The organism is Hirschia sp. (assembly GCF_058892565.1).
Genome location: NZ_JBZXVU010000038.1, coordinates 1 through 21,274 on the forward strand (window position 1 = coordinate 1; position 21,274 = coordinate 21,274).

Sequence of the window (21,274 nt, forward strand, 5' to 3'; positions counted from 1 at the left end):
CAATCAGGATTGAAGCCACCAATGCCGATGCAAACAAAAAGAGCGCTGCATTCGGCGAAATTTGTGGACGGCTAGCAGAAAAAACAGCGATAAAAGCACCTAAAATCAGAGAGAACACCAATGCCACCATGGAGAACTTACGTCCCCATTGTGTGCCTTTGGGTGTGTTCATTTTACTTGCTATCTGTTTGAACATGCGGCTTAAAACCTACACCTTTGACTGATCTTCTCGCCACCTTAGCAAAAGCTTCATGGCCGGAATATGATTAATCTGGCTTTTTATTCCTGCTATGGAAACATTCTCTCGCCCAATTGCATTCTTCAACACTCAAAAAAATCAGATGCAAAGCGATTTATAGCTTGCCACATTCAACAAGCCACCCTAATTTTTAACCATGTTAAAATCATTCTTAGAGCGCCTCAAAGGCGACACGCAAGCAAGTAAACCTGAATTCCTAAACGAGAGCGACGCACGTACTGCTGTTGCCGCACTCCTCGTGCATGCTGCGCATGTTGATCAGGATTATACAGACACAGAGCGTGATCTAATCGCCTCTATTCTCGCCCATATTTACAAGCTACGCGGTGAAGAATCGGTTGCCTTAAGAATTGAAGGTGAAGCCGCTGAAAACGAATGCGTTGATACATTCCGATTTACAAACCTCATCAAAACAAGCCTTCCTGAATCAGACAGAATAATCGTGCTTGAAGGTCTATGGAGTGTCATTCTTTCAGATGAAGAACGCCACCCAAATGAAGATACGCTTGTGCGCAAACTTGTCGAAATGCTTGGATTGGACCCAATCACTTCTGCCCACGCCCGCCAGCGTGTTGAAGCGGCAATGAAAAGCTAAAACTCAACAAACAGAAAGTGCGGATTACACCACGCCATACGTTTTTGTGTATTGGCTAAACATACGATTCCGCACTTTATACTCCAGCCCGTAAAAGTAGATTTTTCCTACAAAACCAAAGATATGCGCGAGATTTTATATCTATCGCGCCTTCTACATCTAGCTTTGGGCAGCACGTTTCTTTTCCTCTATGGCTATGTGAGCTCTTTCCAATTTTTGGATAACTTCAGGTTCTGCGCATGGTCCAATTTCCACCTGAACCTCGTGCGCCTCTAAAGGTTGCCCCTCCTCAGATATCAACGACATTTTACGCACTAATTTTCCAGTTTTCTTATCTCTTAAAACAACAGCCTCTTCGCCTTCACCATAAAGATGTTCATTGCCCCATTGCAGCATCGCATAAAGCGTAGTGCGCAAGGCTTTGCCCTTGGGTGTGAGCTTGTAAGAAAACCGTGTGCCTCGCTCGCCTATATTCACTTTTTCAAAAATGCCGCGATCGACCAAAAGGTTAAGTCGGCTGCTTAAAAGGTTTTTAGCAATTCCCGTATTGCGTTCAAAATCTTTAAAACGAGATGCTCCATAAAATGCTTCGCGGATAATCAACCACGTCCAATTATCACCAAATATATTAAGCACCCGCGCTATTGGACAGGATTGCGTGTGGTCTTGAGTCATAAGTGTCTCCGGTCAGTTTATTTTCTTATATATTGGTTGCAAATAAAAACCAAATGATATATTGGTTTCATTATTAAACCAAATTATCAGCAGTGATTTTCCCTGAATAAGGCTTGCACTATGTCCAAATCAAAATCCTGTTTAGTCATTGGTGCTGGTGATGATACTGGCGCTGAGATCGGCAAAGCCTTTGCCGCTGAAGGGTTTATATCTTGCCTCGTACGCAGACCAAGACATGCAGACGCATTAGAAAATCTTGCAGCGGATATCCGAGCAAACGGACATCAAGCCCATGCTTTTCCTGCTGATGCACGAGACGAAGATGAGATGATTGCGCTCATCGAAAAAATAGAAACAGAAATAGCGCCGATTGAAATTGCTGTGTTTAACATAGGCGCAAATGTCCAATTCCCAATTACAGAAACAACTTCCCGTGTTTACCGCAAAGTCTGGGAAATGGCTTGCTTTAGCGGCTTCCTTATGGGACGAGAAGTTGCAAAACACATGTTAAAGCGTGACTCTGGTACGATAATTTTCACCGGAGCAACCGCAAGTATGCGTGGCAAAGAAAACCTCTCTGCCTTCGCAGGGGCCAAGCACGCCCTACGCGCCCTAGCCCAATCTATGGCGCGCGAGCTTGGCCCCAAAAATATTCATGTGGCCCACACCCTCATTGATGGTGCAATTGATTCAAACTTCATTCGCGACAATTTCGCCAATGTTGATGCAATGCGCGAAGAAGATGCCATCATAAACCCCGCACATATCGCTCAGGCTTACGTCATGCTCCACAATCAACCCCGCACAGCTTGGACACATGAACTAGATCTGCGCCCTTGGAAAGAAAGCTGGTAGGAGACCATCATGACTGTAAATGTTGATTTTATATTCGATATTGGAAGCCCGAATGTGTATTTGGCTCATCAAGTCATCCCCAACATAGAAAAGCGCACAGGCGTCAAATTCAATTACATCCCTGTCTTGTTGGGCGGCATTTTTAAATCCACGAACAACCAGCCCCCCATGATGGCGATGGCCAATGTCAAAGGCAAATTTGACTATGAAATGCTCGAATTCAGACGCTTTTTAAAAAAGCACAAAATATCAAATTTTAAAATGAACTCCGCCTTTCCTATCAATTGCGTGCTGATGCAGCGCTGTGCTGTTGCAGCCAAAGCGCGCGGTGAATTATCTCCCTATTTTGACGCAGCATGTAAAGCATCATGGGTTGACGATAAAGATTTAGGTAAGGCTGAAATTCTTTTAGATGTCATCAACGATGCCGGACTTAATGGCTCAGCTATCATTGAAGCCGCTGCAACTGACGAGGTGAAAGCCACCCTTTTAAACAATACAAATGCAGCCATTGAACGTGGATGTTTTGGCGCACCCACTTTTTATGTCGGCGATGAAATGTTTTTCGGCAAAAATACACTGCGTGATGTTGAAGAAGAGATATTTGCTCAATTAAAATGATTGCAAGTTTCACTTAAAAACTAGCATTCATTTCAACGTGGCCCTAGATTAAGCGTGTACTTTATCCCCGCTAAATCTAGGAATCACCCATATGACCGGCATTCTCCTCCTAGCTTTTGTTTTCCTGTGTGCTGGGGTGATTGCAGTGCCCATAGCTTCACGTTTAGGGCTTGGTTCGGTGCTCGGATATCTGATCGCGGGCATTGCCATCAGTCCACTTCTCAGCATTTTACATGTCGATGTGATGTCCATTCAGCATTTCGCTGAATTTGGCGTTGTCATGATGCTATTTTTGGTTGGATTAGAGCTGGAACCAAAGCTTTTGTGGAAAATGCGAAATCGCCTCATCGGGCTAGGTGGTGGACAGGTTTTTCTCACCTCAATTCTAATCATGGTCGTCGCAATTGTGTTGGGCTTGGATTGGAAAATCTCTTTAGCAATTGGGCTCGTGCTTGCGCTTTCTTCAACCGCGATAGTCTTACAAACACTCAATGAAAAAGGCCTCATGAAAAGCGATGGTGGCCACAGCTCTTTTTCCGTTCTTCTCTTTCAAGATATCGCCATTATCCCAATGCTGGCCCTTATGCCATTGCTTGCCTCTCCTGATATTGCGCAAGCTGCTGCTCAGGCTGCAAGCCATGGTGCAGAAGCTGGCGATCATGGAGGCGATCTTAGCCTCGTCAAACATCTAAATGGATGGCAGACAACACTCGTAACTCTGGGTGCGATAGCAGTGGTCATTTTAGGGGGAAACTATCTCACGCGCCCAATCTTCCGGTTTATTTCGGCTGCCAATCTAAGAGAACTTTTTACTGCCGCAGCCTTGGTACTCATTATCGGTATTTCGCTATTGATGAATTTGGTCGGCTTATCGCCTGCTCTGGGTGCATTTTTGGCCGGTGTCGTGCTTGCCAATAGCGAATATCGTCATGAATTAGAATCGGATGTCGAACCCTTTAAAGGTATTTTGCTTGGCATTTTCTTCATAACGGTTGGTGCCCGCATAGATTTTGAACTTCTCTTCGGCAATTTTACAAACGTCCTCGGCCTAACGCTTGGGCTCATTGTGCTAAAAGCCAGTATCCTGATGGTGCTCGCCTTTATTTTCAACATTCGCGGACAGCACAAATGGCTTTTTGCTTTGGGCTTAGCACAAGCAGGTGAGTTTGGTTTTGTCCTGCTAACTTTTGTAGTCACCAATCATATAATACCAGCAGATATTGCAGATCAGCTCATGCTAGTTGTGGCGCTTTCTATGTTGATCACACCAGCCCTTTTCATAATCTATGACAAAGTCATCGCGCCTCAATATAATAAAAGCCAAGCGCGCGAAGCTGATACCATTAGCACCAAAAGTAAAATCATCATGGCTGGTCGTGGCCGCGTAGGTAGTATCGTTGACCGTCTCCTTCGCAGTGCCGGCTATGATTCAACCGTTATTGATTACAGTTCAAAGCATTTGGACATTATGCGAGCATTTGGCATCAATCACACATATTTTGGAGATGCGACACGCCCAGACCTTCTTCATGCTGCCGGCATAGAAGATGCAAAACTACTCATTGTTCTCATTGATCAAAAATCTCAAATAAACAAGCTCGTAAAATACGCATCAACGCACTACCCAGATCTCCACATTATCGCCCGCGCGATAGACCGTGACCATGTCTATGAATTATGGAGTTTGGGATGTCGCGATATTGTACGTGAAACATATGATAGTTCACTACGGCTTGGTCGCTCAGCGCTTGAAGCATTAGGCCATTCGCACGAAACCGCCGAACAAATGAAAGATGCATTCGATGAATGGGATAAAGAAGCTATGCTGGGAACAGCAGATGCTTACGACATCAACATTCCAGCATATGAGAATAAAGAATTCCTCGCTAAAGTGCGTGAAATGATGGACGACCGCGAACCCGAATTGCGCCGCACAATGGAAGAGATAAAAACAAAAGCAAAGCCTACCGATATCGTATCAAAATAATCTAATAAGCCACTACTCAAGCCTAAGATATTTCTTTTGGTAATCCGGCCTGTTTTCTAAGCTTAGCCCATTTTGATGAGATGGAATCACCAAAAGAATACGCCCAAGGTGTCTCACTTGGATTATCTTTTAACGCTTCAATATGCGTTGCGGCCAATTCCATCTGTCTCGCACGATACAGAGCGTAGCCAAAATTATTATGAGCAAACTGAGCTGCAAAACTATCGTTTTGAAAGCTGAGATTTTCGGTCATTTCAACATGAAACGCTGAATTTGCGTCGATGATCTCACGCTTCACATCATCTCGGGTCAGATAATTTTGATAGTCTGCACGCACACTCGCATCATCATCCATCAATGCATCAAGCCACGTCTCAATATGTGCACGAGCTAGCAAAGCATACCGCGCGGCATGAATATTCTGACGTTGAGCAACATCACGCGCAAACGCAAATAATTGCTCAAGACTTCCTCCCCATTTGGGACAAAGCGCTTGCAGAGCCGCTCCCAAGCCCTCCATTGGAGGATCATCGCATTGTTTTAATCTTGCAATAAGTGCATCGCACTCTGCACGATTGTTCAATCCCATTGCGATACGAATTTTAAATCCTTGAGCTAAAGAATTATCGGGTTGAGTAGCCAACGCCCGGTCCAGATGTACCGTCGCTGCTTTCAACTCTTTTAAGAATAAAATAGCTGCATCATGCCCGACATGATCAGCCGTAGCGCCGCCGCGATATCGCCATGCCCATTGCGTTCTGACACCGCCAACAAACACATCAGCATCGCTCGTTTGAGGGAATTGCATATGAAACTCCCCCAAGTCTCCATTGACGCCACATGATTGAATGAGCGCAAACCGGCTATTATTGGATTGCTTCGCTAGGAGTTGAGACAAGGCAGACCAATTGCCGTTTCTCATATGCTCCAATGCAACTTCCATATCTGGATGCCAGTTTTTAGGTTTTAATTCTGATTTTTTACTGCCGCCAAACAAGCCAAACATAATGCCCCCTACAGAAATTAAATTCCAACAACCCGGTTTGGGTTCATCCGATTTTCTGGATCTAACGCACGTTTTACAGCTCTTAACATATCTAATTCCACACCAGAAACACGCTCGGCCAATTCATCTCGTTTCATTGTACCAATGCCATGTTCAGCAGAGATTGAACCATTCATCTCGCACACAAGATCATGCACAGCTTTAGTCAAAGCTGGACCATATTCTTTGCTAAATTCCACATCATCTACGCCCTCTGGTGGGGCGACGTTATAATGCATATTCCCATCCCCCACATGCCCAAATGAGATGATATTTGCATTGGGGGCTATGGCATAAACCAGTTTATTGGCTTGCTGAATGAAGGCAGGTAAGGCAGAAACTGGCACAGACACATCATGCTTGACGGCTTTGCCAAAGGCTTTCTCAGCGAGAGGTAAAGTCTCGCGAATTTTCCAGATTTCAAAAGCTTGGGTTTCACTTTCGGCAAGCACACCATCTGTGACTATTTCAGCTTCCAACGCCTTTTCAAGCAGGCCTTCCAGCACATCGCGTGCACCTTCTTTTCGCGGAAATGATATCTCCATCAACACATACCAAGGTGATTTGGCATCTGGGTGCGGATCACGCGTATCAGGCATTTGCTCAAGCACGAAATCAACGCCAATTCGCGGCATTAATTCAAAACTAGACACCGCTCCGCCTGTTTCAGATTTTGCCAGCGCTAAAAGCTCAACCCCCTTAGCCGGACTTTCTACACATAGCCATGACACCATTTTCACAGCAGGGCGTGGCATCATTTTTAAGGTTGCAGCCGTGATCACCCCAAGCGTGCCTTCGGCACCGATGAAAAGCTGCTTTAAATCATAGGCCGTATTGTCTTTGCGCAAACCTGTCAGCCCGTTCCAAATGCGTCCATCCGGCATCACAACTTCTAGCCCAAGCACGAGGTCGCGCATCATCCCATATTTAAGCACAGCAACGCCGCCAGCATTGGTTGATATCAACCCGCCAATCTGCGCCTCACCTTCTGCACCCAAAGATAAAGGGAAAAGCCGGTTTTCCTTCGCGACAATCTCTTGCAATTCTGCGAGAATAATACCGGCCTCGACCGTGACAGAATCATTGAGTGGATCAATGTCGCGTACAGCCCGCAAACGTTTGGTGCTTAGTAAAACTTCACCATTGGGCAATCCTCCAAGGACAAGCCCAGTATTGCCGCCTTGGGGCGTTATTGCCACGCCATATTCAGCGCAAAGCGTCATAAATGCAGAGACTTGCTCAACCGTTTCTGGACGCGCCACAAAAGGAGCATTCCCCTTCATACGGCCCCGCCAGTCGGACAGATAATTGTCCATATCTTCGGGCGCATCAATAAAACCTAAAGGGCCAAGAATTTGCTTGGCTTGCTCAATGAATTCGATTTTTAGTGGGTTATCTGTCACATTTAACTCGTTGGAACATCTCTAGAAGGGCAAAAGTCGACATTGTGTTGAATGCTTTTTGTTGTGAAAATGCCTTCAACACCTCCCCAAAAAGTATAGCCCTTCCCCGATCGACTGACTCGGAAGCAACTTTCGTTTTCATAATTACTTGTTTCATATGAAAAACATGCCTTCCCGTCATTTTGTATGGTCAGTTTGCCAACCAATTCTACGCCGCCAAATTGATAGAAAGTGACACCATCAGGCTGAATACACTCACGCCAGCTTTCTTTTGTCTGTGCTGTTTCACCTTCCATCCATATGCCAAAAAGCTCAGCATTTGCTTCAGCCATGGATAAAATATTTGAACTTGTTTCCCTTTCCGATTGCGCTGCCGCATTTAAGACAAAACACCCAGTTAACAATCCAGTGAAGGCAATAATTTTCGGGATCTTATAAAGAGACGTCATAATATTCCAAGCTAGCTTAAATTCCTGGCCAGCTTATCATGGCAATCTGCACGAACAAAGTTGGAGACAGGCAAATACTTGTTTCAAAATGCATATTATCGAGCTAAAGTTTTCTCAACCCGCTTACTTAATATCAGCTAGTATAATGCTGCTGACTTTTGAAACAATGCTAGAGCATCAATGAGATATTCATTTAAAGCCATTCAGCGCTCGCTTGTATTTTCGACACTAGCGGCAGCATCAATCTTCATAACGGCAAATGCACAACAGCTATCAGCAGATCAGAGCTTAACGATCAAACGTGATTTGGCCGGTGTATTGGGCGAAGTTCATTATATCCGAACACTTTGCAATGGCTCTAAAGATCAATATTGGCGCAATTTCATGAGTGACTTCCTCAAACATGAAGCAATTTCCCAACAACGAAAATCTCTTTTCACTGCAGCTTTCAACCGTGGCTATAAATTTCAAAGCCAACGCCTTAGCCGTTGCGACTCTAAAGTTGCGATTCTAGAAGTCACTCTCGCCTCTAAGGGCAGAAGAATGGCAGAATCGATTGCCGCTCAATACATGAATTAGAACAATTCTCAAATACTGTATGCTGAACATTTTTGTTTAATTATTTTTAAAAACCAGCCTATCTACCTCTTTACATTACCTAACGGAAATGTTCAATTTTTTACAAACAAAATAAGACCTTAAATAAAGACTACCCATAATTTAATGATTTTATAATTGCAAATTTAATAAAGTTTACAACGTTGTCATAAAAACTAAAGTCAACGTATATAAAAAAACAGGGGGAGATATTCAAACAATGGTGAACGAGAATCTCTCATTTTCTGAAACCACTCAGTCACGTGGCTCAAATTCACAAAATAGACCCAAATCGTTTTTACAATATCTCTTTTATCGCTCCCATAATATAAACGGAAAACAAGTCGATCATGCATCTATCTCAGATGCATTTTTCATTGTGACGCTTTCTATTTCTACCATAATAGCGGTCATTATTGCCTTTAATTTTGAAAACATTCATGCCTCATCAAAAATTGGATTGTGCATGAGTGCGACTATAAGCTGTATCGCTTCAATTTCCCTGATGAAATGGCCACACTTTTCTTTTCCGGCTATTTTACCAACCATTGCAATTCTTCTGACAATTGTTGAAACAGCTTATCACACGTCTGGCTCAACCTCTTATGCGACGCCATTCCTTCTCTCCATCATGCTAACCATTTTGATGGTGGACACAGACCTAAAACTTATACTTAATCTCGTATTTTTCTTAATAGCCTTTATCTTCACGACTTTGGCTGCACTCGGTCTATGGGGAGTGCCTTCGGCACTGAACCCTCAAGAAATGGCATTGCTGCAATTTCTGTTTTTAACGCTCAATATTATCCATGTCAGCGCGATTACATTGACTTTCAAAGCAAGTCAGGCAGTGCAGACAGCCTTATTAGTAAACCAGAAAGAAGCACTCATCGAAGTAAACAAGGAAAGGCGAAATTTTCTAGCAATGGCAAGCCATGAATTGCGCACGCCTATGAATGCTCTGATGGGCTCTCTAGAAATTTTAGATAACTCTTCAGACCCTAAACTGAAGAAAGGTATTAGAGAGTTAGTGCGTGATGCAGCCAAAGGATTATCTACCCAATTGGATGATCTTTTAGACCTATCCAACCTTGAAAACGGTCAGTTAAAGCTGTCGCCTGCACCCAACAATATCGTAGAACTCACAAAGCGCACTTTGGAAATATGGCAAACGCAAGCATCTGATAAGCTTATCTATTTAACGCTTAATTATGATGAGGCGTGCAATTGCGAATTGCTCGTAGATTCAGCACGCATCCAGCAAGTTATCAACAATCTTATTTCAAAAACGATTCGCACGACAAATTCTGGAGAAATTACAGTAAATCTGAGCTGCATATCTTCAGCGACTGAAGAACACACATTCGTACGCATGCTTATATCCGACTCAAACGCATTGCCTACTGATGATTTAGAAGACGAATCAATCACATCAGATAACTCTGCTTCATCGATACAATTCAACACCTCAAAGCGTTTTGGTTTCCATGTAGCAAGACTGATAGCCCAGCGTATGCAGGGTGACATCGAAATATTGAAAAGTTCAACGTCCGGCTCCCATTTTCTCTTCACATTTCAAGCCCCATTTGTGAAAGATTCACCTCCCAATGACACTTTTCTAAATACCGCCCCCCATAAATTGAGAATATTGTGCGTAGATGATCATCCTGCGAATCTACGCATTTTATACATCCTACTTGCAGAAAATAACTTAGACGTGGATGTCGCAATGAGTGGCGAGGAAGCCATTAAACTCTGCGCATCTCAAAGGCGATATGATGCAATTTTAATGGACATTATGATGCCTGGCATCAATGGTGTTGAAGCTTGTATTGAGATAAAAAAACTAGACACGCCAAACGCAAAAATACCAATCATCGCTGTCACAGCAAACGTCGCGCCTGAAAATATTGCCGTATATTTGGATTCAGGAATGCAATCAGTGGTCTCAAAACCAATTGAATCCCGCAAATTGATTGGTGAATTAAATCAAACATTAAAAATGAACGATCAGAACCAGCAGAGCTAAGCCCTACTAGCAAAGCCAAAGAATTTAGCACAATTCAAACTGTTCCCCCCCTGATCCAGCGACCTGTTCTCAATTTCACAAGGGGGGGACTAAATTGAGACAGGTACTGGACCGGCCATGTCTGGTAAGATGGGGATAATCAAACACGGCCAACGGCAGAGACGTCATCCTATGACATCGTCTGTTTATCTCATCTAAGAAGCCTCAGAACCGATTCCAAGATGCTGACATGAATTTAAACATAAACAATTTGTCAGCTGGCAATTTCAGATTTTGAAGCCGTATTTTCAATTTTCTTTTGATAAAGATCAGCGCCGCACCTTTTACAATGTATTGCATCCTTATCATGACCTTTAAAGCGACACGCCGGACATTCGATGTCAGATTTATCGTCATCAGCGACAATTGACTGCAACATCCGTACAAACAAAGTCAAACCAAGCAACATCACAACGATGGATAAAATTTTACCGCCCTGCCCGACAAGTAACACATCTCCATATCCGGTTGTCGTTAGACTCGTGACTGTGAAATAGAGCGCATCCAACTGCGTTTTAACATTTGAGCCCTCTCGCCCAACCTGATTCACATACACCATCGCCGACATAATAAAGAGGAAAACCACGAAATTGGTGACCCGGTCGATCACACGCCTATGTTGATCAATAAATCGAGAGACTTTTTCTAAGCGACGCAAAAACGTAAACGCGCGCACAATTCGAATAATCCGTAGCACCCGCAAGAAAGCAAGATTCTCAAACAAGATCGGTGCTATCAGCGTCAAAACAACCAAGACATCCGCCATATTATGGATTTGCCGGAAAAATTTGAGCTTATCTTTGGCGATGTAAAAACGCGCAAAGAAATCAACAGTAATGTAACAGGCAATAAAAATATCAATAGGCATCGCCCATTCATGAACCAATGTCCGCTGCCAAGAATGGAATGGTTCCCATAGGAAAAAAGCGATAGTGAGAAAGTCCAGCACCAATAATGCCCATCGGAATATGAATGGCGTACGCCCCTCACCTTCATAGAGCCAAAATAGCGTCCGGTTTAATTTGCCGCGACTTTTTTTCTTCTGCTCCATCTGACTTTATTCTCTTTCGTTCAATGACTTTTGAATCAATATCTTATGCATTAAAATGCACAAGCACGAAAAGACAGTGGAAAAATATTGTCTATGCCCTTACATGATAAGCATGAGCAAACCTGTCTGTCTGGAAAACCGCGTCGTCCTCTGTGTAGACGGAGTAGATGCGGAAACATTTTTAAATGGCCTTCTAACCAATTCCGTTCTCAATATGGAAATGGGGCAATCGCGGTATGCAGCATTACTGATGCCGCAAGGTAAAATTATATGTGATCTTCTTCTATTAAAGACCGAAACGGGGTTCCTGCTGGATGTGCCAGCACAAGCAGACGAAGCTCTGATGAAACGCCTCAAAATGTTTCGCCTAAAGGCACAAGTCGATATTTCCCTCAAAGATGACCTTGGAGTCTATGCCTTCATCGACGATGGGCACCCCGACCCGCGCCACCCAGATATGCCTAAACGTCAGATTGGACCTAAAGACCTTTGGGAAAACACATCGCGCAAAGATTATAATATAACGCGCATAAAACTGAATGTGCCTGAACTTGGCAAAGACTTTGGTGACAATGAAGTCTTCCCCGCTGACATCAATATGGATTTGCTAAACGGCATTGATTTTAAAAAGGGATGTTTCGTCGGTCAGGAAGTCGTGTCTCGTATGAAACGGCGCGGCACAGCACGCCGGCGCACACTCGCCTTCCATTTCCCCAATGGTGCACCAGATGCGACAACGCCTTTATATTTAGGTGAAACATTACTTGGTGAAATCAGCTCCAGCACGTCTGATTATGCACTCGCACGCATCCGAATTGATCGCTTAGCAAAAGCCCAAGCAGAAGGGCAAACTGAGTTTATTGCAGCAGACAAAAAAGCTGAATTAATATCTCCAGACTGGCTTGCAGAGCAGATAGAAGCTGTGACATCGTCCTGATAAGAATATCAGGAGCAGCTTATGGCAGAAACCAAACCTGAGACAGCCCCCTATTGCGGCTGGGCCCCTTTGCATGACACGCTTTATCGCGGATATCATGATGAAGAATGGGGTGTTCCTGAATATGATAGTCGTGCGCTCTGGGAAAAATTTCAGCTAGATGGGCACCAAGCAGGTTTATCGTGGATTACTATTCTGCGTAAGCGGGAAACCATGCGCGCAGAATTTGACGGATTTGATCCAGAAAAAATAGCAAAATGGGATCAAGCGCGTATAGACAAAGCGCTTCTAAACCCCGGCATAATCCGCAGTCCTAAAAAAGTGGCCGCGACAATCTCTAACGCTCAAATCTATTTAGATATGCGTGACAAGGGCGAAACTTTTTCAGATTATCTTTGGAATTTTGTCGATGGCAAACCCATTGTCAACAAACTTGATAATTGGAAGAATGTCCCCGCAAAAACGCCACTTTCTGAAACTATCGCAAAAGATATGAAAAAGCGCGGTTTTAAATTTTGCGGCCCCGTTATTGTCTATGCCGCGATGCAAGCCGTTGGCATGGTCAATGATCATGAAGTCAGTTGCCCACGGCATAAACAGGTTCAGGAGTTTTACCGATGAAGCCCCTTTTATCCATTCTTGCTTTAACTTTCGTGCTCACAGCATGCTCGAGTTTAGGCAAAGATATGCACACGCAACGAGCGCTAGATGAATGTCGCCAAGAAGTTGGCAATGACACACGCGATTGCGAACGCCGCGTCGAAGAAGAACGATATAAACGTGACGTCAAAGATCGCATTGAAAAAGAAAAGAAGTCCATCAATTGAACTCAGTTTTCAAACCAACTTCCATTTTAGCCAGCTTTACAGCTTTTGCTTTGCTTTCGGCATGTGCTTCAAATCCGACGCAAACAGTTGAAGAAAAAAATGATGCCGCCATCGCAAAATGTTTTCAGACTTTTCAGAACTGGCCTGTAGCCCGACTTGATTGCATAAGTAAAATCAGAGGAACTGAAGATCCTGATGCCGTGGTATCAGATACTTTAAAGACCGAAAAAGCCGATTAAAATGGAAAAACGGGGCCGATATAAATATCGCCCCCGTCTCTCATCACCCATACCGCCTAAGACGGGAGTTTTTTTCTAATCATTAGACTCATCGCCGAGTATATCACCCCAAAGGGCATCGGGACTTGCCTTGTAGGCTTCAAACAGAACAGCCAAAACCGCACCTGCTAAAACCATCCATAACACTACAGGTTGCTGCAATGCTTCCACCATCATATTTATCATATTTGTCTCTCTCTTACGGAGCTAGACCAATATGACTCAAGGGGCTTAATAAACTCTGAGTCTTCAACAATAATATGGTAAACAAGCCCCACTTTTCTGGTAACCTTTAGATAAAAATGCATGTGTTTACAGCTTTTTCCTAATTTTCGAGATTTTTATGACGTTTCCTGCTTCACCCGTATCAATTTTAAATTCTTCTACGACGCCGTCAGATGACACCACTTCCCAAAACTCAAAAACGCAAGGTTCACCTGCTAATTTGAAAAAGAAGTCGAAATCACCTCCACGCGCTTGGCAAAGAATGTTGTCAGGAAGACGTCTGGACCTTTTAAACCCTTCTCCGCTGGATATCGAAATAGAAGATATTGCTCATGGGCTTGCTAGGGTTGCGCGCTGGAATGGACAAACCCAAGGTGATCATGCTTTTTCCGTCGCCCAGCACAGCGTCATTGTTGAAGCGATATGTGAAGCCCTAAATCCAGATATGCCAATAGAGGAGAAAATAACTGCTCTTCTACATGATGCACCTGAATATGTGATTGGCGATATGATTTCTCCATTTAAAGCAATTTTGGGTGACAGCTATAAGGATGTGGAGACAAGACTAGAACATGCCATTCACATGCGTTTTGGATTGACTGCAGCCATTCCAAAACGTTTGAAAAAAGCCATTAAAAAAGCAGATCTGATTTGTGCATATTTTGAAGCTATCCACCTTGCCGGATTTGACAAAGCAGAGGCCAAACGCCTTTTTGTTGAGCCGCCGACTGGCTTGATTGCAGACGTCACACCATTGGCTATTCCCCAAGCTCAAAAGCTGTTTCTTGATCGTTTCCACACATTATTGCATGAATTAGATCAGAAAAACGGCAAGTGATTCACACAAAGATAGAGTTATCTAAAACAAGGTTGTCCTAAACCGTGCACAATACCCAGCCCATTATGGTCGGTCTTTCAGCTGTTATCGTCGCAGCAAATTCCAAAGCCCCTTATGCATTGGTAACCCGCCATAGCGAAGGGCGCTCCGGCTTACCATTTGGAGCTTTTGATCCGGCTAACCACCGCACAATGGAGCAAGGTCTGCGTGATTGGGTACATACCCAAACCGGATTCGAGCCAGGATATGTTGAACAGCTTTATACATTCGCAGACCATGGCCGCGAACTGCCCAAAGCAGATATGGCGAATGCACCTGACAATGCACGCATCATCTCTGTAGGATATCTGGGACTAACCCCCGAGCGCACAGAAATTGACGGTGCATTTAATGCTGTCTGGCGCGATTGGTATCGCTATTTCCCGTGGGAAGATCATCGTGATCGCATTCCAGATATATTGGAAGCGGAAATCAAACCCGCTCTCATGGATTGGGCGGGAGACTCAATTTCACGCAAAGAACGCGCAAAGCTTGCTTTTGGATTTGATGATGCACCATGGATAGAAGAGCGCGTATTAGAAAGATATGAACTTCTCTATGAAGCTGGTTTAGCAGCAGAGTCTATCCGTGATGGCCGCAGCTGCGCATCAAAACCAATTTCAGACCAGTCTATGGTCTCTGATCATAGACGTATCCTCGCCACGGCTATTTCGAGACTACGCGGAAAAATCAAATACCGCCCAGTCATATTCGAACTTATCACTGACAAATTCACCCTTTTGGAACTTCAACAAACCGTCGAATCCCTGCTTGGACAATCCTTACACAAGCAAAATTTCCGGCGCTCAATTGAAAAATCGGAACTGGTCGAAGGCCTCGGAGAATATGCCACCACAACAGGCGGGCGCCCTGCTGAACTTTTTCGTTGTCGCAAAGAAACCCTACGCAAAACCATCGCATCAGGCATAGCGACACCACATCAAAGGCGGGATACTTAAAAATGGTATGAAATTTGCTTCCGACAGAAGAAACCAATTGTCTGTATTCTGACACAAGGAACTAGAAATGAAAATTTCTACCTTCATCATTTTATTAAGTTCTTTTTGTATTTCTTTGCAATGCTCAGCGAAAGTCCATCCATCTGCTTCAGATGAGGAAAAAGCTCAATCCACAACAGATACCTCATTGATAAGAAATGTGCTCGTAATTGGAGACTCAATTGCTTTAGGTCAGGGCGCAAAAGGCACCTCAACCCAATGTGCACTCACGCCTGATATGCATGCACCAAATAAGTCCTTTGCTGCATTGGTTGCCAATTCATATAATGCAGAACTAATGATTATAGCAAAATCAGGACACGGGCTTGTATCTAACTACAATCAATTCGCGTCACCTACAATGTCGAGTACAATATTTGAGAATGATGCCGAAATTCTTCCAACTCAGGACAAAGCACCAGAACTTATTCTGATTGAATTGGGCACCAATGACTTCGCCAATTTCAATCCCGAACCCACATTTTCTCAAACATATACAAAATTACTAACAATATTGAATAAGCGATACCCCAACGCTGAAATTGTAAGCCTCGTTGGCCCCATGTTACATGGCGACGATGCCAAGAATGTAACTGAAGCTACGTTGCGCGGCATTCAAAATGCCTCCCCTGCAGTCCAAAAAGTAACGAAATTTATTTCACTGTATTCAATTGAAATAAACAAATCAGATTGGGGCTGTTCCTGGCACCCGAACCTAGGTCTGCACAGAAAAATGGCCGAAACTATTTTGGCACGTTAATTGCTTGAAAGTCTTTAAATATTTTTAAAGGCTGCAGCAATGGCATTCAAAATCTCTTTCGCATCACCGACCACAATTGCACCGAGCACATTCGGCGCTTTTAAAATCGATTCTCTTCAGATTTTGCGAGCCGTTGCAGCGTTGAGTGTATTTTTCTTCCATTTTTTTGATGCAATGAATAACGATTTCGGATTGTTTTCTGGAAACGTCTTCTCTGTTGGGGCCTTTGGGGTTGATGTTTTCTTTGTGGTCAGTGGTTTTATAATTTGCTTCGCAGCTGAAAAAGAAACCTCCCCAATATCATTCTTCATTAAACGCTTATGTAGAATCCTACCTCTCTATTATCTGCTCACATTTGGCGTGTTCCTTATAGCGATAGTTGCACCATTTCTTCTCAATTCTACCAGTGCCGATATACCAAACCTGCTGAAATCACTCTTTTTCATTCCGTACGCAAAAGAAAATGGACTTGTACAGCCTCTGCTATTTCTGGGATGGACATTAAATTATGAAATGTTTTTCTACGTCATTTTTGCTATTTCGATGATAGCTGGCCGCTTCAAGATATACGTCTGCATCGCCATCATTTCACTTTTGATCCTAGCTGGGTATGTCACCAAACCAACATCAACAATCGCTCAATTCTACACATCTGGAATAATGCTAAACTTTATTTGGGGTGCCGTATCTTACCTTATATTCCGCCACTTCCCCAATGTCTGCAAAGCCCTTCAGCCGTTTTGGCCCTTAGCAGCTATTGCTATCTTAGCTCAGAATTTTGTGCAGCTGCCATTGAATCGCGAGTTTGCCTTCGGTCTACCTGCCGCGATACTCCTTCTTGGCGTGGTGACGATAAAAGTACCCAATGGAAAAGTCTGGTCCTTTTCTCAATTGTTAGGTGACGCGTCTTATTCTCTATACTTAGTTCACCCATATATTCTTCAAGTAATAATTAAAGTGCTTATTCCTCTTGTCGGTATAAACATTGTGTCAATATCGACTGCTACAGTTATGAGTATTGCTGTAACTTTCCTTGCCTCTATTTTATTATTCAAGTGGATCGAAAAACCATCGAATACATTTCTGCGCTCAATTGCCTTGAAAAAAACAATGCGTGCAGGTGGGCTTTCAGTTAAACTTAGTAGTTAAGGGTTTTAACTTCTTAAGTCTCAATCACGTTTTACCTTGTCAAAACAAGGTAAATTGGATAGTAAACTTGTACTCAAATTGGGCAAAAGCCCAGCTTTATTCGGATTTTCCCCTAAAACTTATAGGCTAAATCTTGAAATCTGCTGATGCTTACCCACATAATACTCATATTGAGTAAAAGGTTCCCCTCAGTCATCTCATGGCATTCGGGATATGAACCATAAAGAATAAAGGGGCTGAAAATGGCACGTATTATTGATGCAGGAAATGTTTGCGAGATCCCAAATCTGGATAAGCGTCACGCAAACCCATCCCAAGCGCGCGGCCTAGCCTATAATGACGAGGTCAAAGCAGCCGTTGATCATCTGTATGAAGAAGTCAAAGACTTCATCACACCAATGGAATGGCCAACTTATGCCCCTCTTATTCATGCGATAAACAAGCTCAAAAAAGAAAAAAACGCGGTTGTTTTGGCGCACAATTACATGACACCGGACATTTTCCACCTTGTTGGAGATTTCCGTGGTGACAGTCTACAGCTTGCCCGTGAAGCAGCGGAAGTAGATGCTGATATCATTGTGCAAGGCGGCGTGCACTTTATGGCCGAAACGTCAAAAATCCTCGCACCAGAAAAAACTGTTCTTATCCCAGACATGCGTGCAGGTTGCTCCCTTGCTTCGTCTATCACGGCTGAAGATATCCGCCTGATTAGAAAAAAATACCCTGGCATCCCAGTGGTCACTTATGTGAACACATCCGCCGCAGTTAAGGCCGAAACCGACATCTGCTGTACGTCTTCCAATGCGGTTCAAGTTGTTGAACAAGCTGCAAAAGATTGGAACACTGACACAGTTATCCTGATGCCAGACCAATATCTTGCGAAAAACGTTGCGGCAAATACAGGCATCAAAATCATCACATGGGCAGGCGCTTGTGAGGTCCACGAATTATTCACGGGACAAGACGTGATCGACATGCGCGAAGCCCACCCCGGCGTTGTCGTATTAGCCCACCCTGAATGTCCGCCAGACGTGCTAACCCAAGCAGATTATGCAGGCTCTACATCTGGCTTAGCCAATTATGTAAAAGAAAAATCACCAAACAAAGTTATCCTACTGACGGAATGTTCCATGAGCGATAATGTTGCAATGGAAAACCCAGATGTGGAGTTCGTTAAACCTTGTAACCTCTGTCCACACATGAAACGCATCACAGTTGAAAACATCTATGATTGCCTTGTGAATATGGAATATGAGGTGGAAATCGAAGAAGCAACACGCATCAAAGCAAAATCCGCTATTGATGCAATGCTGGCCCTTCCCAAAATGCAAACACCGCCAGACTTCCAAACAGGCCTCAAACCGATAGACATCGAAGTTGAGTCACGCCCTGTCGAATTTGAGGCAGTTAAATAAGCATATTTGCTAAAAATCGCGGCGGTGGCACCTGCCATAACCATGTCACATTGCCACCGCTATTTCGTTGCAGGCTTTAATCTGATTGAGTTTAATCAGTTTTTCAGCCACAGGATGCCCAGCCATGACAGCTAAGTCATCATTTTCAAAGTCGAAGATACTTTTAAGTACGATTGCACTTGCTACATTTGCGGCCTTTTTTCCAACCGCTGCAAATGCAGAAGACGCTCGCGAACACGTCTCAACGAATATAGCTGGTGCATGGGTCTTCGAAACAGGTAGTTATAATCAAGGCCTCTGCAACCTAACCGGCCGTATGACAATTATGGCCACACCCCAACCTAACGCATACACATGTGAATTTACGACCTATGAAAGATGCCCCGGCCAATATGGTGAGGTTGAGCAGACTTGCTCCCTTCTCATTGAAGGTGATGAAGCAGCTTTTGTATCCCAAATCGAAAATATCGTTAAACAAACGCCCCAGCCCTATGGGTACGCACCTGATGATTGGCGCCTAACGATAAAATCAAATGATGAAATGGTCGGCACGCTGGAAAGCGCCAGCCGAGCTTATGTCCTCTTCAAGCGCGATTCCTCGCCAATATCCTGAAAAAAGTATGACCGTGAACAATATGGAAAATTCAACATCGTCCAGAAGTGACACCGACATCCTCATCATCGGTGCCGGTCTTGCAGGCCTTTTCCTTGCGCTAAAACTTGCTCCAAGAAAATGTACGGTCATTTCTCCTGCGCCATTGGGCACTGCAGCGTCATCATCTTGGGCGCAAGGTGGCCTCGCAGCAGCGCTACATCCAGCAGATAGTCCAGCGCTTCACGCAAAAGATACGATCGCAGCGGGTGGACACCTTGTTGAACCAGTTGTCGCAAGCCTCATCGCAACCCATGGCCCCGAACGTGTGCGAGACCTCTTAGAATTAGGCGTCCCTTTTGACAGAACAGAGAATGGCGCGCTTGCTTTAAGCCTTGAAGCTGCACATTCCCATCCGCGTGTGGCCCGCGTTGCCGGCGATCTAGCCGGTGCCGCTATTATGGAAGCTTTGGTGAATGCCTCAAGAGCAGCTGGCCATATAGAGCTAATCGAAGGCGTCAAAGCCATATCATTATTACAAGATGAGCATGGCCGCATTGGGGGCATCGTCGCACAAAATGTAGCATCAGGTGAAACCCATCGAATGTTGGCACTGGAAACTGTGATATGCGCAGGCGGATCAGGTGGTTTATTTCAAGTCACAACCAACCCGCGTTCATCGCGCGGTGATGGCATTGCCATGGCGTATGAATGCGGCGCTTTAATTGCTGATCCAGAATTTGTGCAATTTCATCCCACAGCCATTGATGTTGACCGTGACCCTGCTCCGCTTGCTACAGAAGCCTTGCGCGGTGAAGGTGCCGTATTGCGCGACAAAAATGGTCGCCGCTTTATGTTTGATTACAATGAAAAAGGCGAAATGGCTCCTCGTGATGAAGTTGCCCGCGCCATCTATGCCGAACGCATGGCAGGTCGCGGCGCATTTCTCGACACAATAGCAGCTGTGGGTGACGAATTCCCACACCATTTCCCAACAGTTTTTGCAGCCTGTGAAGCCGCAGGCATAGACCCCCGCAAAGATCATATTCCAGTCGCGCCTGCCGCGCATTACCACATGGGCGGCGTTGTATCCGATATCTGGGGACGCACATCCTTGGATGGCTTATCAGTTTGCGGAGAAAGTTCTTCAACCGGTGCACATGGTGCAAACCGCCTCGCCTCCAATTCCTTGCTAGAAGCTGTTGTATTTGCTGACCGCATTGCAACACGCCTGCGCGAAGCAACATTATCCAGCGCTCAAGGGCTTTTATTTGGTCAACCACCTGTTGACCTAGATCCTACAGACCTAGAAGCCCTTCGCATTCTGATGGCCGATCATGCTGGTGTTTCTCGCAATAAAGACGGCCTCACATTGCTTTGCAACTGGATTGAAGAAAAAGAAGATGTACGCGGCGGTGCACGCGCGCTCACTGTCTGCCGCATGATTGCGCGCGCAGCCCTTGAACGCAAAGAGAGCCGCGGCGGACATTACCGCACCGATTACCCGCAGGAAGATGCACCTGCCCGCACTTATGTTAGTAAAAGTGACGATTTAAAGCCAATAATCACGCGCATTCCAATGGATAACACAATTCAAGCTGCTTAAGCTTG

The 21,274-nt window shown here is 44.5% G+C and carries 23 protein-coding genes and 1 pseudogene; 17 read left to right on the plus strand and 7 right to left on the minus strand.

Translation table 11 applies throughout. The features are described from left to right. Positions 1 to 196, minus strand: a pseudogene (locus AC5EF3_RS13905) (hypothetical protein); the annotation flags it as partial. 199 nt (positions 197 to 395) lie between these two features. Between AC5EF3_RS13905 and AC5EF3_RS13910 the strand changes: the two are divergent. Next, the gene (locus tag AC5EF3_RS13910) at positions 396 to 854 is read left to right on the plus strand and encodes a tellurite resistance TerB family protein (RefSeq protein ID WP_015826995.1); all 459 of its coding nucleotides are present in this window, start codon (positions 396 to 398) and stop codon (positions 852 to 854) included. A gap of 159 nt (positions 855 to 1,013) precedes the next feature. On the opposite strand, the gene AC5EF3_RS13915 is transcribed toward AC5EF3_RS13910, so the two are convergent. Further along, entirely contained in the window at positions 1,014 to 1,529 is a 516-nt protein-coding gene (locus AC5EF3_RS13915) for a winged helix-turn-helix transcriptional regulator (protein WP_493548476.1), read from the minus strand. 120 nt (positions 1,530 to 1,649) lie between these two features. On the opposite strand from AC5EF3_RS13915, the gene AC5EF3_RS13920 reads away from it, so the two are divergent. From AC5EF3_RS13920 to AC5EF3_RS13930, 3 genes are all read left to right on the plus strand, one after another. Beyond that, positions 1,650 to 2,384 (plus strand): SDR family oxidoreductase, encoded by a 735-nt coding sequence (locus AC5EF3_RS13920; protein WP_493548477.1) that lies wholly within the window; start codon positions 1,650 to 1,652, stop codon positions 2,382 to 2,384. Between the two features lie 9 nt (positions 2,385 to 2,393). Further along, positions 2,394 to 3,005 (plus strand): 2-hydroxychromene-2-carboxylate isomerase, encoded by a 612-nt coding sequence (locus AC5EF3_RS13925; protein ID WP_493548478.1) that lies wholly within the window; start codon positions 2,394 to 2,396, stop codon positions 3,003 to 3,005. A 91-nt stretch (positions 3,006 to 3,096) separates the two neighbouring features. Continuing rightward, a complete protein-coding gene (locus AC5EF3_RS13930; RefSeq protein WP_493548479.1) occupies positions 3,097 to 4,992 on the plus strand; it encodes a monovalent cation:proton antiporter-2 (CPA2) family protein in 1,896 nt (631 codons plus the stop codon). 22 nt (positions 4,993 to 5,014) lie between these two features. On the opposite strand, the gene AC5EF3_RS13935 is transcribed toward AC5EF3_RS13930, so the two are convergent. Genes AC5EF3_RS13935 through AC5EF3_RS13945 form a run of 3 tightly spaced genes read right to left on the minus strand, consistent with a single transcriptional unit; the run spans position 5,015 to position 7,889 of the window. Continuing rightward, on the minus strand, positions 5,015 to 5,998 hold the full coding sequence (locus AC5EF3_RS13935; protein WP_493548480.1) for a hypothetical protein: 984 nt from the start codon (positions 5,996 to 5,998) through the stop codon (positions 5,015 to 5,017). A 17-nt stretch (positions 5,999 to 6,015) separates the two neighbouring features. Further along, positions 6,016 to 7,440, minus strand: a complete 1,425-nt coding sequence (locus tag AC5EF3_RS13940; protein WP_493548481.1) for an FAD-binding oxidoreductase — start codon at positions 7,438 to 7,440, stop codon at positions 6,016 to 6,018. Positions 7,441 to 7,442: 2 nt separating this feature from the next. Further along, on the minus strand, positions 7,443 to 7,889 hold the full coding sequence (locus tag AC5EF3_RS13945) for a hypothetical protein (protein ID WP_493548482.1): 447 nt from the start codon (positions 7,887 to 7,889) through the stop codon (positions 7,443 to 7,445). 180 nt (positions 7,890 to 8,069) lie between these two features. Between AC5EF3_RS13945 and AC5EF3_RS13950 the strand changes: the two genes are divergently transcribed. Together AC5EF3_RS13950 and AC5EF3_RS13955 are read left to right on the plus strand one after the other, a co-directional pair. Further along, positions 8,070 to 8,468 carry a TIGR02301 family protein gene (locus tag AC5EF3_RS13950; RefSeq protein ID WP_015826987.1) on the plus strand — a complete coding sequence of 133 codons (399 nt, stop codon included), beginning with the start codon at positions 8,070 to 8,072 and terminating at the stop codon, positions 8,466 to 8,468. Positions 8,469 to 8,706: 238 nt separating this feature from the next. Beyond that, positions 8,707 to 10,515 carry a response regulator gene (locus AC5EF3_RS13955; RefSeq protein ID WP_493548483.1) on the plus strand — a complete coding sequence of 603 codons (1,809 nt, stop codon included), beginning with the start codon at positions 8,707 to 8,709 and terminating at the stop codon, positions 10,513 to 10,515. 253 nt (positions 10,516 to 10,768) lie between these two features. Here the strand turns inward: AC5EF3_RS13955 and AC5EF3_RS13960 are convergent, their stop codons facing one another. Further along, a complete protein-coding gene (locus AC5EF3_RS13960; RefSeq protein WP_015826985.1) occupies positions 10,769 to 11,605 on the minus strand; it encodes an ion transporter in 837 nt (278 codons plus the stop codon). 112 nt (positions 11,606 to 11,717) lie between these two features. Between AC5EF3_RS13960 and ygfZ the strand changes: the two genes are divergently transcribed. Genes ygfZ through AC5EF3_RS13980 form a run of 4 tightly spaced genes read left to right on the plus strand, consistent with a single transcriptional unit; the run spans position 11,718 to position 13,608 of the window. Next, positions 11,718 to 12,542, plus strand: a complete 825-nt coding sequence (gene ygfZ, locus AC5EF3_RS13965) for a CAF17-like 4Fe-4S cluster assembly/insertion protein YgfZ (RefSeq protein ID WP_015826984.1) — start codon at positions 11,718 to 11,720, stop codon at positions 12,540 to 12,542. A gap of 21 nt (positions 12,543 to 12,563) precedes the next feature. Continuing rightward, positions 12,564 to 13,163: a DNA-3-methyladenine glycosylase I gene (locus AC5EF3_RS13970; RefSeq protein WP_493548484.1), complete on the plus strand. Its 600-nt coding sequence runs from the start codon at positions 12,564 to 12,566 to the stop codon at positions 13,161 to 13,163. After that, positions 13,160 to 13,369, plus strand: coding sequence for a hypothetical protein (locus tag AC5EF3_RS13975; protein ID WP_493548485.1), 210 nt, complete (start codon positions 13,160 to 13,162; stop codon positions 13,367 to 13,369). The genes AC5EF3_RS13970 and AC5EF3_RS13975 overlap by 4 nt, the downstream gene beginning before the upstream one ends. Further along, positions 13,366 to 13,608 carry a hypothetical protein gene (locus tag AC5EF3_RS13980; RefSeq protein WP_493548486.1) on the plus strand — a complete coding sequence of 81 codons (243 nt, stop codon included), beginning with the start codon at positions 13,366 to 13,368 and terminating at the stop codon, positions 13,606 to 13,608. Before AC5EF3_RS13975 ends, AC5EF3_RS13980 begins: the two co-directional genes overlap by 4 nt. Before the next feature lie 75 nt (positions 13,609 to 13,683). Here the strand turns inward: AC5EF3_RS13980 and AC5EF3_RS13985 are convergent, their stop codons facing one another. Continuing rightward, complete coding sequence (locus AC5EF3_RS13985) at positions 13,684 to 13,833, minus strand: hypothetical protein (protein ID WP_015826981.1); 150 nt, start codon at positions 13,831 to 13,833, stop codon at positions 13,684 to 13,686. A gap of 157 nt (positions 13,834 to 13,990) precedes the next feature. Between AC5EF3_RS13985 and AC5EF3_RS13990 the strand changes: the two genes are divergently transcribed. The 7 genes from AC5EF3_RS13990 (at position 13,991) to AC5EF3_RS14020 (ending at position 21,269) form a co-directional block, all read left to right on the plus strand. After that, entirely contained in the window at positions 13,991 to 14,710 is a 720-nt protein-coding gene (locus tag AC5EF3_RS13990; protein WP_493548487.1) for a YfbR-like 5'-deoxynucleotidase, read from the plus strand. A 65-nt stretch (positions 14,711 to 14,775) separates the two neighbouring features. Then, positions 14,776 to 15,708, plus strand: coding sequence for an NUDIX hydrolase (locus tag AC5EF3_RS13995; RefSeq protein ID WP_015826979.1), 933 nt, complete (start codon positions 14,776 to 14,778; stop codon positions 15,706 to 15,708). Between the two features lie 67 nt (positions 15,709 to 15,775). Further along, a complete protein-coding gene (locus tag AC5EF3_RS14000) occupies positions 15,776 to 16,507 on the plus strand; it encodes an SGNH/GDSL hydrolase family protein (RefSeq protein ID WP_493548488.1) in 732 nt (243 codons plus the stop codon). Positions 16,508 to 16,546: 39 nt separating this feature from the next. Next, complete coding sequence (locus AC5EF3_RS14005) at positions 16,547 to 17,656, plus strand: acyltransferase family protein (protein ID WP_493548489.1); 1,110 nt, start codon at positions 16,547 to 16,549, stop codon at positions 17,654 to 17,656. A 242-nt stretch (positions 17,657 to 17,898) separates the two neighbouring features. After that, entirely contained in the window at positions 17,899 to 19,071 is a 1,173-nt protein-coding gene (gene nadA / locus AC5EF3_RS14010; RefSeq protein ID WP_015826976.1) for a quinolinate synthase NadA, read from the plus strand. A 124-nt stretch (positions 19,072 to 19,195) separates the two neighbouring features. Beyond that, complete coding sequence (locus AC5EF3_RS14015) at positions 19,196 to 19,684, plus strand: hypothetical protein (RefSeq protein ID WP_493548490.1); 489 nt, start codon at positions 19,196 to 19,198, stop codon at positions 19,682 to 19,684. A gap of 7 nt (positions 19,685 to 19,691) precedes the next feature. Continuing rightward, positions 19,692 to 21,269 (plus strand): L-aspartate oxidase, encoded by a 1,578-nt coding sequence (locus tag AC5EF3_RS14020; RefSeq protein ID WP_493548495.1) that lies wholly within the window; start codon positions 19,692 to 19,694, stop codon positions 21,267 to 21,269. Positions 21,270 to 21,274: the final 5 nt, after the last annotated feature.